This window comes from Vibrio sp. 2130-1 (genome assembly GCF_033339515.1).
This window is the reverse complement of record NZ_JAWOUT010000004.1, coordinates 94,373-106,712: the sequence shown is the minus strand read 5'-3', so window position 1 is coordinate 106,712 and position 12,340 is coordinate 94,373. Positions and strand designations below refer to the sequence as shown.

The 12,340-nt window shown below is 42.5% G+C and carries 14 protein-coding genes; 5 read left to right on the top strand and 9 right to left on the bottom strand.

The annotated features are described in order from the left end of the window. Window positions 1–28: 28 nt before the first annotated feature. The 3 genes from R7Q09_RS07255 to R7Q09_RS07245 form a co-directional block, all read right to left on the bottom strand. On the bottom strand, window positions 29–370 hold the full coding sequence (locus R7Q09_RS07255) for a hypothetical protein (RefSeq protein WP_080276968.1): 342 nt from the start codon (window positions 368–370) through the stop codon (window positions 29–31). Between the two features lie 232 nt (window positions 371–602). After that, window positions 603–1,760: an amino acid permease gene (locus tag R7Q09_RS07250; RefSeq protein ID WP_005385167.1), complete on the bottom strand. Its 1,158-nt coding sequence runs from the start codon at window positions 1,758–1,760 to the stop codon at window positions 603–605. A gap of 723 nt (window positions 1,761–2,483) precedes the next feature. Next, window positions 2,484–2,795: a hypothetical protein gene (locus R7Q09_RS07245; protein WP_005375472.1), complete on the bottom strand. Its 312-nt coding sequence runs from the start codon at window positions 2,793–2,795 to the stop codon at window positions 2,484–2,486. Window positions 2,796–2,936: 141 nt separating this feature from the next. Here R7Q09_RS07245 and R7Q09_RS07240 point away from each other — a divergent pair, with 141 nt between their 5' ends. Continuing rightward, window positions 2,937–3,269 carry a helix-turn-helix transcriptional regulator gene (locus R7Q09_RS07240; protein WP_005375470.1) on the top strand — a complete coding sequence of 111 codons (333 nt, stop codon included), beginning with the start codon at window positions 2,937–2,939 and terminating at the stop codon, window positions 3,267–3,269. Window positions 3,270–3,378: 109 nt separating this feature from the next. On the opposite strand, the gene R7Q09_RS07235 is transcribed toward R7Q09_RS07240, so the two are convergent. From R7Q09_RS07235 to R7Q09_RS07225, 3 genes are all read right to left on the bottom strand, one after another. Then, entirely contained in the window at window positions 3,379–3,759 is a 381-nt protein-coding gene (locus R7Q09_RS07235) for a hypothetical protein (protein ID WP_005375467.1), read from the bottom strand. A gap of 167 nt (window positions 3,760–3,926) precedes the next feature. Beyond that, a complete protein-coding gene (locus R7Q09_RS07230; RefSeq protein WP_017635842.1) occupies window positions 3,927–4,313 on the bottom strand; it encodes a GlcG/HbpS family heme-binding protein in 387 nt (128 codons plus the stop codon). A gap of 9 nt (window positions 4,314–4,322) precedes the next feature. Beyond that, window positions 4,323–5,291, bottom strand: a complete 969-nt coding sequence (locus R7Q09_RS07225) for an aldo/keto reductase family oxidoreductase (protein ID WP_262658782.1) — start codon at window positions 5,289–5,291, stop codon at window positions 4,323–4,325. Between the two features lie 141 nt (window positions 5,292–5,432). On the opposite strand from R7Q09_RS07225, the gene R7Q09_RS07220 reads away from it, so the two are divergent. Next, window positions 5,433–6,308, top strand: coding sequence for a LysR family transcriptional regulator (locus R7Q09_RS07220; protein ID WP_017635840.1), 876 nt, complete (start codon window positions 5,433–5,435; stop codon window positions 6,306–6,308). A gap of 9 nt (window positions 6,309–6,317) precedes the next feature. Here R7Q09_RS07220 and R7Q09_RS07215 read toward each other — a convergent pair whose 3' ends face one another. Then, window positions 6,318–8,075 carry an SgrR family transcriptional regulator gene (locus R7Q09_RS07215; protein WP_262658780.1) on the bottom strand — a complete coding sequence of 586 codons (1,758 nt, stop codon included), beginning with the start codon at window positions 8,073–8,075 and terminating at the stop codon, window positions 6,318–6,320. A gap of 565 nt (window positions 8,076–8,640) precedes the next feature. Here R7Q09_RS07215 and R7Q09_RS07210 point away from each other — a divergent pair. Together R7Q09_RS07210 and R7Q09_RS07205 are read left to right on the top strand one after the other, a co-directional pair. Then, complete coding sequence (locus R7Q09_RS07210) at window positions 8,641–9,180, top strand: redoxin domain-containing protein (RefSeq protein WP_318070696.1); 540 nt, start codon at window positions 8,641–8,643, stop codon at window positions 9,178–9,180. A 513-nt stretch (window positions 9,181–9,693) separates the two neighbouring features. Next, on the top strand, window positions 9,694–10,383 hold the full coding sequence (locus R7Q09_RS07205; protein ID WP_262658779.1) for a hypothetical protein: 690 nt from the start codon (window positions 9,694–9,696) through the stop codon (window positions 10,381–10,383). A gap of 188 nt (window positions 10,384–10,571) precedes the next feature. Here the strand turns inward: R7Q09_RS07205 and R7Q09_RS07200 are convergent, their stop codons facing one another. Continuing rightward, entirely contained in the window at window positions 10,572–10,937 is a 366-nt protein-coding gene (locus tag R7Q09_RS07200; protein WP_005375456.1) for a winged helix-turn-helix transcriptional regulator, read from the bottom strand. A 167-nt stretch (window positions 10,938–11,104) separates the two neighbouring features. Continuing rightward, window positions 11,105–11,689, bottom strand: a complete 585-nt coding sequence (locus tag R7Q09_RS07195) for an NAD(P)H-dependent oxidoreductase (protein ID WP_017635228.1) — start codon at window positions 11,687–11,689, stop codon at window positions 11,105–11,107. A gap of 270 nt (window positions 11,690–11,959) precedes the next feature. Between R7Q09_RS07195 and R7Q09_RS07190 the strand changes: the two genes are divergently transcribed. Next, window positions 11,960–12,301, top strand: a complete 342-nt coding sequence (locus R7Q09_RS07190; RefSeq protein ID WP_005375451.1) for an ArsR/SmtB family transcription factor — start codon at window positions 11,960–11,962, stop codon at window positions 12,299–12,301. Window positions 12,302–12,340 lie beyond the last annotated feature (39 nt).

The following is a 12,340-nucleotide window of genomic DNA, read 5'->3' as shown; positions in this document are numbered from 1 at the left end:
AGAACGCCGATTATGTGCCCTTTCAAGTTTAATTGAACTCGACATGGATATAGCGATCATTAGAACGACGATAATAGCGGTCGTCCACTTTTAGATAAGTGAAATCTCCAATCTTTATGTAGGTACTATTCCGAGGAATTCGGTCATGGTAATAGTAACTGCGCCTTGGTCGTCGGGTCTCCACATAAATAACGTCACGATGTTTGTGTTTATGCTTGTGCTTGCGCTTGTGTTTATGATGGTGGTGATGCGCATGATGGTGATCGTACCGATGTCCATGCTTATGCTTCGGGTCAGCCACCGCTTCTGTACTCAACACACCTAAAGACAACATAACGCCAACCATGGCAAAAGATAATTGCTTTGACACAACAGAGCCTCTTATTCATATCAACATCGATATAATAGAAGGGTGAATCACTGTACATGTCAGCCTTTCGCTAAGGAGTTTTACTAAAAAGTCAGCGCTAACCGTGATTATCAGAGAAACGTCAAACATCACAAATGCTGATGACTTTGAGTGGCCTGGGTTCGGCTATGAATACAAAAAAGCCGCCCGTTTGAATACGAGCGGCTCAGTTTTTAAATAAGCTAGCGTGGTTTTATACTGCTTGGGCAAACAGCAAGAAACAGCCGAATAGGAAGATCATGCTCATTCCCATTGCGCCGCCACCAGCTTCATAAATATTGTCATCTTCTACCGGCACTCGGCGCACTTTCATGGTCATTGATAATGGGACAAAGACCGCGAGAAACACAAGAATAATCCCCGCGTAGCTGAGAATAGCTAGGAAGTGTTCTGGCGCAAATACAGCACCTAATAGTGGTAGCACAAAAGTAGTAACAAAAATCACTGGCTTACTTGCTTTCAGTAGGTCTGCATTTTGATCGTATAGCGCCATTGCAACACCTAAGAACGACGTTAGTAGTGCCAAACCAGTAAACATGGATAGGATGAACTCTAAGCCCTCGTATTGCTGACCTAGTACCGAGATCAACTCTGTTACGTTGGAGTATTGAACAAGCTCATGAGGTGGTAGATTGCCGACAACCGCTAACAACCATAATAGGTAACAAACAAGCGGAATAGTTGAGCCCACGATAATCATATTACGCAGCTGTGTTTTACTCGCTTCTTTGTTGTAAGTTACAAGCGATGGGATCACGACCATAAAACCGAAACTGGTGAAAAGCACCGAACTGGTTTTGATAAGTGCCATTTTATCGTCGCTCACAACCTCATCAAGTCCTTCAAACGAGACGCTTGGTGCAAGCGCAAAAAGTGTCAGGATCAGCGCTACGATCATGCCTAGGAACAAACCGCGATTAAGCTTATCTACTACCCCTGTACCTGCCGAAACAATGATACCAACTAAAAGAGTAAAACCGACTTGGCTTGCGATCGTGGATGTTGGAAGCCCAATTGAGGCTGTTACTTTTTGTACCAGATCACCCGCACCAATGATGTAAGCCATTAATAGACAAACTAACAGGGCGTAAAGCAAGCTGTTGGTTACCAACTGGCCTCCTTTACCAAGCGTTTCGCGAGCAATTGCATTCATGCTCACACCACCACCTACTTTGCAACTGGCTTCAAGAAGGAGCAGGGCAGCATAAGTCGTTCCAGCCCAGATGAACAACATAAGAAGAGTGCCCCAAAGGAGGCCAAATTGAGCAAGCACCATTGGTATAGCAAGCATACCAGCGCCAAGAGCAGTACCTGCAACGATCAGGGAGCTGCCGACAAGTTTTAGGTTCACGGTTAATACCTCTAAATTCAATCCGTTAATTTCTCACCAGTTGTGCTTTATCTAAAGCACACAACAAAACGCTCCGACTTAGTCAAAATTTGGTTACAAGAGCACTATGTTACAAGAGCCCTGTATGGCTAAGAAAACACGCAACAAAAGGTGGTTAATCATTTGCACATGAACACTTGAGAGTCGTTTTTGGCGATGTCATCGTTGATGAAATGTGCGCAACTTTGGGTTCGAAGCAAAATTGTTCATCTTAATTCATCAACCCCATTCGTTATGAATGGATTTGGTTCGAAAAGATTGTAAGGCATAAGCAGGACGATTGAAAAGAAAAAGGTCAATCTTATAGCGATATATTTTAACAACTCTTATCTTTTACCTAAGATGTGTTGTTTTTTTCGTCACTAATTAGTCTTTTATCGCTTAAAGAGAAGGAAGAACGTGCTCAATGGCTCAATTTGGCTGGGTGTACAGATTAATTTACAGTTTAAGTGAAGGTGTTAGATTCCAAGGACGTAGCCTAGATCGGACAATATCGCTATTATTCGCTGCGTACCGACACTGTTCGGTTCACATACCTCTAAACACTGATTTACGGTTCGAAAATATAGGTAAATGAGTGTCCGAATGCTGGGTGTGGTTCCCCAGCATTTGCATCCTTTCTTTTAGATGTCATCAATTGATCGAAATTGCGTAAATCTTGTATCGCCCGACTTTACGACTGTGTTAATACGCTTTATCTAGAGCGCCAATGATATAAGTTAACACTGGAATACCCATATCGGCGACCTGCTTCTCAGTCTCACTCATATTTTCATGCGCCATCCGCAGCTCTACTTCACTTATCGATTCTTTGTGAAGGTAAAGCTCTTTGTAGTTCATCAATCGCTGTTGTGACTGTTGAATCAGTGTCACAACATTCTCTTTAGTCTCACGATGTTGCTGATCAATTTCACTAAATAAATGATCTAAAATGCGTTGCATTTTGCGAATAGAAGCTTTCGTTTCTATTGATTTGTATGATTGATACTTTTCCATTGAGTTAATAACTGACTAAAATATTTACGTTTTTATAAGACAGTTATTTTTATACTGATTGCAAAGCAGGTAAATATGTGGTGGTTAAACTGGTCCACTTCTTGCTCCGTTTAGGTCAAAACTGTCCTTTCAGGAGAGCACATGCAGGTAGACCCTATAATTCAAGCACTGATCGCAAGACGAAAATCGAATGGCCTCTCCCGTGAGCAAATGGCAAACATCGCTGGAATGAGCGTAAAAACATATCAAAGGATCGAGCGCGGAGAGTCCGATCTTAAACTCTCACAATATCGTGCCATATTGCGTTCGCTTCATTTGACTGACCTAGATATTGCTTTAGATGTACGTGATGTTCAGCATGTCACAGCAAATGACTTAACGGCCGTGGCGCGATTGCTCTCACCGGAAGCTCAGTCCCTGCTCGTTCGCCTGTTATCGTTAATCCTTGAACAAAAGAACAAGAAAGGTGATTAACGACATTACTCATACCCAAACGATGAATGCCCTGTTGAGCGTTGAAACATGAATCATTTAGACAAAAAAAACTCGTCAAATGACGAGTTTTATTCTTTATATCAGTCCGTTACTCTAGGCTTTTCAATTCCGATGTATCAACGCCTTTTATTGCATCTTTTGCCACTTTATCAGGATCAAAGACATCACGTTCTTCATATGAATTATCAATCATGCCTTGTCCTATCGCGGTCGCCTGCTTTTGTAACTTGTTACCCTCTACCTCACCAGCATCCCAGCCTTGCCGATAATCTGAGTCGGTTTGATACCTTGTTTCGTCCTTAATATAGTGTTCAAAATCATTCCCTGCCTCTTGCATACCACTATGCCGACCGTCATGAAAGCCTTGGATATAAGCTTCATCATAACCGCTCTCTTTTAACGCGCTGTCACTCGTACCACAGCCTGAGAGGAGAACAAAAAATAGCGAAACGAATACCTTATGAAACATATTTAGGCCTCAAAGCTTTCAAATAAATTAATCATAGTTCGCGATTTCAACTTCTGCTTACTTCAGGCTATTAGATAGCATTGTGACTCGACGAAGCCTGTGAACTTGAGTCCCTACAGTGAGTACAAAGCTGGACAAAGCATCACACCTACTGATAAACATTATACTCAACGCGCGTTTAATACTTCCATCGCAAGTGCTTCATCATCTTGCTCAGCCAAACCGCTAATGCCAATTGCACCGACGATTTTCTCCTCTTGTTCTACAGGTACACCACCCATAAAGCCAGTGATCTTTGGGTCAGTCCAATAACTCAACTGCTTACCTGTCTCACGAGCCCAAGCGCCCAGATTGCCACTAGGCTGACGGTCTCTAGCCGAGGTGTAAGCTTTGTTCTGTGCCAACAAACCTGCTTGCACACTCACATCATCCATTCGGGCAAAACCGAGCAATTCTCCATGTGTATCAACCACGGCAACCGCAATGTTTTGCTTGCGAGCAGTCGCAATTTCCAATGCCGTTTGAATCAGAGTTTGAACTTGTACGTATTTCATTTTTCTCTCCTACGGGATCTCATGACCAAGGGTTTTCTCGAACAAGCCATACCAATGGCTACGTGATAGCGTGACGTTCTCTACTTGAGCACAAGCGCGAATACGCTGTGGGTTTGCAGTACCAATAACAGGCTGAATTTGGTTTGGGTGACGCGTCAGGAAGGCTAAAGCAATCGCCTCAGACGACACACCATATTCAGCTGCTAGCGCCATTACCATCTCCGCCGTCTGTCTGGTGTTGTGATCATCAGAATGTAAACCACGCTCTGAGAATCTTCCCTGCGCCATACTGCCCCACGCTTGCAGTTGGATATTGTGCTTACGGGCATGTTCCAGTATTCCTGCAACGTAGTCAGATGCAGACGAAGGAAGCCCCATGCCTTGCTTGATGAAGTCAGACTTAGCCAGACTCATTTCCAACTGGTTCGCCACAACAATTTCGCCCGTTGCTTGTTGAAGAAGATCAATTTGAGCACTGTTCATGTTAGAAACACCGAAGTGGTTAACTTTGCCAGCTTGTTTCAGTGCTTGGAGCGCTGTGCCCAGTTCTTCAAATTCAACCAGAGGATCAGGACGATGCAGCATCAAAACATCAAGGTTTTCCACGCCAAGGCGCTCAAGAATGCCCTCAACAGAAGCCGTCACCCATTTGGCAGAGAAGTCATACTGCTTAACACCTTGCTCATCTCCTAGACGGATGCCGCACTTGGATTGCAGATAAATTCGCTCTCGTAAGGTTGAGTCATTGGTTAAGATGCACCCAAACACTTCTTCTGCCTTACCGAATTTGTAGATATCCGCATGATCAAAGAGATTGATGCCAACCTCTAATGCAGCCTCGACAGCGGCATAAGCTTGGTTTTCATCTTGGGCGGTTAATGGGTTGCGATTCCACTCCCCTCCAAGTCCCATACAGCCGAAGACCAAGCGGCTAACGTTAGGTAAGGTTTTGGCGAGCGGTAGTGTTGGATTGTTCATCGTTATTCTCACTTTTCCGATTTCTGCATCTTCAATTTCTTAAATTAACTCGAACCATCTTACCGTTCGTAAAAATTAGTTTAATACCGTAAAATCGAATTCATTATCCTCGTTACCGAACAATTAAAGCGAGCAATAAAGATGGCAGATTATAAGAGAATCGAAAAACTGATGCTGTTTGCTGAAGTGGCTCAAACACTCAACTTTTCTAGAGCAGCAGAGCAACTTGGTATCTCTAAAAGTTACCTGTCGGAACAAATCAAGCGATTGGAATCGGAACTCGCAACGCCTTTGATTGTTCGAACCACACGCAGCGTGAGATTGACGGCAGAAGGTGAATCGATCTTTGCACAAGCGGAAGATCTCAAACGCCGCGTAATGGAAATGGAAAAGAGTTTAAGTCAGCGATCTGAACAAATAGACGGTCTGATTCGTCTTACCGCTCCCAAGATGTTTGCTGAAGCGGTGCTGCATGATTTGTGCGTAGCGTTTCGCGCTTTACATCCAAACGTAGAGTTCGAGATCCTTTCTAGCTATCAAGCGTTTAATCTGACAGAAACCAGCGTTGATTTTGCGTTTCGAGCGACAAGAACGCCGCCAGAGAATATGATTGCTCATCACCTTTTGGACTACCACCACTGGCTGGTTGCCTCTCCTCAGTATCTGCAAGAAGAAGGTACGCCGGAGACATTAGATGATTTACAAGAGCATCAATGCTTAACCACATTGCATCAAAAAGAGTGGCCGTTAAAAACGGGAACAGTTCAAACCCAAGGTTGGCTTTCAAGCAATGAAAACCGCTTACTCAAAGAATCAGCCCTGTCTGGCAATGGCATTGCTCGGTTAGCAAGTTACTTTGTCGAACAAGACGTTGAGCACGGCCGTCTAGTGCAGGTTTTATCGGAAGAAACCGACCACCAGCACAACGCGGTGTACTTGGTGTATCCGCAGCTCATCTATCAATCGGCGAAAACCAGAGCCTTCATTGAATTCGTGAAGCAGCACTTTGCTATATAACTAAGGCAGTTAATCCGCAGACCACACCGAGCGAATATCTGGCCAACCCCAGTTAGTAAGAGCGACGTCTTCTAAAACACCTTGGAAACGCAAAGTTTGTGTATGGTGGAACATGGGTGCAATCCAATACTCGCTGATCAACGTCGATGCAATTGGCTCCAATGCATTAAGGTAGTCCTCAAGTGGAACGAAAGATCTGACTCTCTGTAGTTGTTCATCCAACCATTGTGCGTTCTTCTCTCCCAAAGTGTGGAATAGCACAGCGTTGCTGAAGAAGTTCGTGAACGCTGAGGCATGACGATTATCATCTAGGTTTATGTTCGTCACGACCATCGTCTCATTTAGCTCACCATTCTTAGCTTTCTCGTTCAGCTCACGATAGGAATACATAACAATTTCTACTTTACTGCCAACACTCACCAAACGATTAGAAATAGCCCGCGCACAGCGACGCAACGCGGTATAGTTATATCCGGCTATCGTAATGTGTTTAGGTAACTTAAGCGGCTCACTGAACGGACGGAGCACTGGCTTCCAACCTGGTAGCAGGTTGTAAGCGGGTATACTCCCAAATACAATATTCTCGCGACGCATCACTTCGGCCAAGTGCTCAGGTTGAATTAGCTCACTAATATAACGGCGCTGCGCTAAAGAGAGTTTGTGCTTAGCGTGCTGATTAAATAAGGCGAATAAGCAACCATCTTCTATTCGGCTACGCTTGCTCGCCGATGAGTTTTCTCGGTTTTGCGTCGACATATAGTGTCCACACAAATCCTCCTCGGGCGAAGTATCCCTTTGCAACGTATTTGCTGCCAATGACGGGTTCTCCATCTGCTCGTCATTAACAATCCAGATAGTCACCAAATCCGTTAGAACTCTACATGCATAGTAACCATTAAATGCTTGCAGTTTTAAACGACTTTCATTGTGCTCGACAACAGAGAATGGGCCACTTCCGACCACCAGCTTGTTATTCGCTACGTTAACTTGGCTTACTGGTTGAATGCCGTATTTCACACCAGAAATAAGTCCAGCAAAGCCCAAGTCAGCTCGATTAAGCTTAAAAACAACCTTCAATGGCGTTGGCGCAGTAATGTTAGCAACATGTGCCAACTCTTTTTCGTAATACTGTAGTGAACTCAATTTTGCAAACAAGCTAACCACTGTTTCTGCATCAATGGAATTACCATTATGAAAAGTCAGACCTGGACGAAGGTAGAAAGTCCATTCGTAGGTGTCTTCGTCATAACGCCAGTGATGTGCGAGTTCTGGTTGCACTTTCCCATTGTGATCACTCGAAACTAAGCAACAATAGATTTGCCTTAATAAGAAACGTTCGCTGCTACGCTGAAGTTGATGTGGAACGACGCGCTCAAACATTCGCTTATAGGTTAATTGAATATTGAGCTGTCCTTCTTGCACAGAAGCACCAGACGTTGTTTTTAACAAACGGCCAAATGCCACTTCGTCTTCATCTAATATCGCCAGCGCTTTTTCATACTTGCCTAACTTGATACGTTCAAGAGCCAAGCTCTCTTTTAAAACGTCTAACTCCATATTCAGAATGAGAGTCGATCGTTGGTTCCGCCCAGCTTTCGGATGCCAGCTCAACCACGCCTTCTGCTGCATTTGCGTTAGCAGGCTACGAGCATGCCGAGAAGAAGTGAACATGATGTCGGCAATGTCCTGTAACGTGGTTTTTGTTTCATCACCAACGCTAAACGAGAGTAATCGTTGGTAATAGCGAAACAAATTGAGATCAGACACTGAATCAACCTTAGAGCTGTGAAGTTTGTGGATAGGAATAGTTTACTTAAGTTGGCGGTAATAAAATAAGAAAACTTCCTAATTATCTGTTCCCCTTTTCCACAATTAACCTCCAAATTCGGCTTTAAAGCCCCATATATTTACGTTATTAGGAAAAAAGCCAACAAAAGCACTCTCTTTTTTATATCCCCTTTTATACACATAATTTACTCGTCAGCTAAAGGAGGAAAAAATGAAGAAGCCAATGATGGCGTACTTTTTTCAGCAACGCCTAGCTCAATCGAGTAATAAAATAGAAGTGATGACTCTGGTTTATCTTAACGATATGTTCCAGTGGTCATAGCCTAACCTCAAGCAGAACTTAGCTCCTGATACTACACCCCCACTTCGTTGTATCTTAAGTTCTGCTTTTTCATCTTTTGCACTCTACTACCTTATTGCAGGTTACTAAAAGTTGACTAGTTGAAACACCGCAAAACAGAGTCTACATTGAAGTCTCATCCCCCCAATCGATTTGTTGAAAAAGGGGCATTCATGGATATACATCACCAATTCGGGAGTCAATATGGCAACTTCAGTGAAACTTAAAGCGGGCGACAGCTTCCCTCATCTTCAAGCCACTTTTCTAGATGGTTCAAGCGTAACGTTGGGTCAGCCGCAAGGTGATGCGACTTGGCAAGCAGTATTCGTTTATCGTGGTAAACACTGCCCTCTTTGTACTAAGTACCTCAACGAGCTTGAGAGTTACAAACAGGCTTTCGCTGATGCTGGCGTCGATATTCTTGCCGTTTCTGGCGATTCAAAAGCACAGCTAGAGGGGCATCTAGAGAAACTTGAAATCAGCTTCCCTATCGCTTACGGCCTGACCGAAGAACAAATGAAAACGCTAGGCTTGTATGTATCTATTCCTCGATCTGAACAGGAAACCGATCATAATTTCGCAGAACCAGGTCTGTTTGTGGTGAATGAACACGGCGACTTACACGTGGTGGATATTTCAAACAACCCGTTTGTTCGCCCTGAGCTTGGCGCGCTATCACGCGGATTGGCATGGATTCGCGATCCAAACAATAACTACCCTATCCGTGGCACATTGGATTACTAATATCTTCTACACCCAAGTAAACTTTCTATCCTTAAATAAGCTAGGATTCTTGCCTTAGTGAGAATAACTTGGAATGCATATCAGATCCGTGAGATCTGATATGTATCAACAAGTTGGAAATAGAGTCCTTGTTCATTATACAACGCCTTGATGAAAAACAAGATCAGTGAAGCCCAGGCTCCCCTCAAACAACGTTAGTTATTTACTTCTAAGTCACTTTCACGATAAATACATGAAATTAAGACTAAAAACTTAGACTTAACGGATATATAAATCATAACGGTACCTACACAAGTAGTTGGCTAGCGATTATTATCCTATTGCAACTCACAATTGTGCAAATCTAATAATTCATACCATAAATGAAAACATAGATACCGTAAGAGACAAAATAAAAGCAAACGATTAAATTACCAATAAAACACCGTTCAATTAAAAATAAAAAACATTTCACTTTATAAAAATGTAATTAATCGTTATTTGCAATCACACATCTTAATTGAGAAATACAGTATGAATAAAATCTCTTTGCTTTATATAGCCGTTTGTATCGGATTAGTTGGATGCGGTTCAGGAGGAAGCGACAACGATCCAGCAAAAGATATACATCCCACCATTTCAAATCCGGAACAAGTCAACGCAATGACGGTAGACAAAGGTCATTTCTATTGTTCTGTAAACCAACAAAAACTGGAACACGGAGGGACATCTGCAAGCATGTCCTACCTGATTGAAAAGACAAGAAATTCTACGGTTGTCGATGATTATGAATGTACCGAATACGGTTTAAAGAAAGGTGAGTCAATTATCGTCACTAAAAGTGCAATTGAAAACTTTTCATACTCAAAACATTATAAAAGCACGAAGAAGAATGACATTAATGGGTTTAAAATCATCTACCCTACAGGGCTTACGACTCCGATTAATAAAGATTATGAAAAAATTACGATCACGTATAATACGGAGAGACCTGACGTTAACATTAAGATAATTCAATATTTTGACGAAAAATCTAAATTATATACCATCAAAAAATATGAAAGCCACGTTAACGAAAACTCACCAATAGGTTTAGTTGATAAAGAGGATTTCGATAAATATTCCGATTTTGAAAAGAAACTGGAATTAAATAGTGCTTTTTTAAATTCAACTGAAGTGAGTGATTTATTCTACAACTTACTAAGTATGATAAATAATAACTAAAAATCAAAAACTTAAAAAGTACGATTATGCTCAAGTAGCCTCGATATGCCTGACTCGAAAGAGTACGTTGTTTTACGAAACAAATTACGATTTGAATGAAGCACATCTAAGTTACTTGGGTAAAAACGGCGATGTATTGTTAATCAGCTTTCAAAAGAGAGTAACGTTTGCGATTAACTACTTTGGTCTTAACGAAGCTCAATTTGATGCTTTTCAGACCAAATTCGCAAATCATCAAGAATCTTAAGTGCGGTACGGCCGAACTCTGTTAGTTCATAGCTTACGGCAATTGGGCGGTCGCTGATCACTTTGCGCACCACCATACCTTCCGCTTCTAGCTCTTTAAGGCGTTGGTCGATCATCTTTTTACTTGCACCGCCTAGCATGCGTGCTAAGTCATTGAAACGAACTGGGCCGTCTTTCAAATGATAAATCAGAGAACCTTTCCATTTACCACCAATTAGACGCATCCCTTTCTCGATAGCACATGGCTCCGCACATACGTTCGCCACTGACTTACGACCTTTGCTATCTACACTGATTCTGCTTTCCACAATACACCTCAAGATACGCACCTAATCTAGGTAACGAAAAGTAAGCTAGATACATTTAGTGCTTTAGAGTAATAAAAACGTCACCTCACCGCAAACAAATAAAAATGGACCGCATGCAGCAGTCCATCTCAATTCATCATTCAGTTCGCACTATCTTTCTAAAAGGATTAGAAGTTTTCGTTAATGTGAGCTTCGAAACGAACAAAATCGTTTTCGATATCTGCGTTCTTCATCACGTCGTAACAAGCGAATGTAGGCAGTGCTGACATACCAAAGAAGCGGAAGTTAGCGTGCATGTGGAACATCAAATCATCCACGCCTTTACCTTGGAATAGGTATTCGCTCTCATCATCAAACGATTCTTCTGGCGCGTTGAATGTCAGTGAAAGCATGTATTTGCTGTTGGTTTGAGTACCGCCTGTACCATAGTTTTTCTTTGGTTCTTCTGCGCTACGGCCATCAAATGCACACAGTGCGCCGCCCATACCCGCAGTAAACACGTCGTCCATGTATTTTTTGAATGACCAAGGCACAGACATCCAGTTGATTGGGCTTTGGATGATCACGCGATCAGCCCATTCAAAGTGTGCGAGTTGCTCATCTACGTTGATCTCATCTTGCATTGTCACAACGCGAACCTCATGGCCTTTTGCTTGCAGAAGCGTCTGTGCTTTGTCGACAAGAGAAGCATTTAGACGACCTTCTGAATATGGTGATGGTTCGTGTGCATTGATGATCAGTACGTTGCTCATGGGATTACCTTTAAATAAGTTCACAAGATGACGCAGTAACCATTGTGCGTCGGATGTGGTTTATTATGGTAACCTAGAAATATAGTGCAATTAGTTAACTTTTAGTAACCTACTTAATTTTTAATTATATCACTGTTTTTAAAAGATATATTTTTTCAACTTTTTATCCATCGTTATTTCACGATTAATTTCTTCATCGACTTGTTGCATCTTCCACAGAGCAGGCGTACACTTTATCGTAATTCGACGATTAACTATTAAGGCCAGCGAATGAGTGATAAGTGCAAGGACACGTGCGAAGTCGTTTTTCAGACAACGCAACAACAGCTCGAGAAAGAACAAACTCTAGCAGCGCAAGCAAAAGCTTTGTCGCATCCAGCACGTTTGCGCATTCTGCATATCCTGCACACGCTCGATACCATGGGCGGTTGTTTGAACAGTGATTTGGTTTCTGAACTGGGTCTTGCGCAATCTACTGTTTCCGAGCACTTGCGTATTCTAAAGCAAGCAGGCTTTATCAGCGCCGAGCCAAACCCACCTAAGGTGTGTTACCGCATTCAACGCGACGCGTTTGATCAGTTCAATCTAGGATTTTCCAAGTTATTTGATTAATGCCCTTTGCACGCTGTTCAGGCGTGCAGAGATAAACTA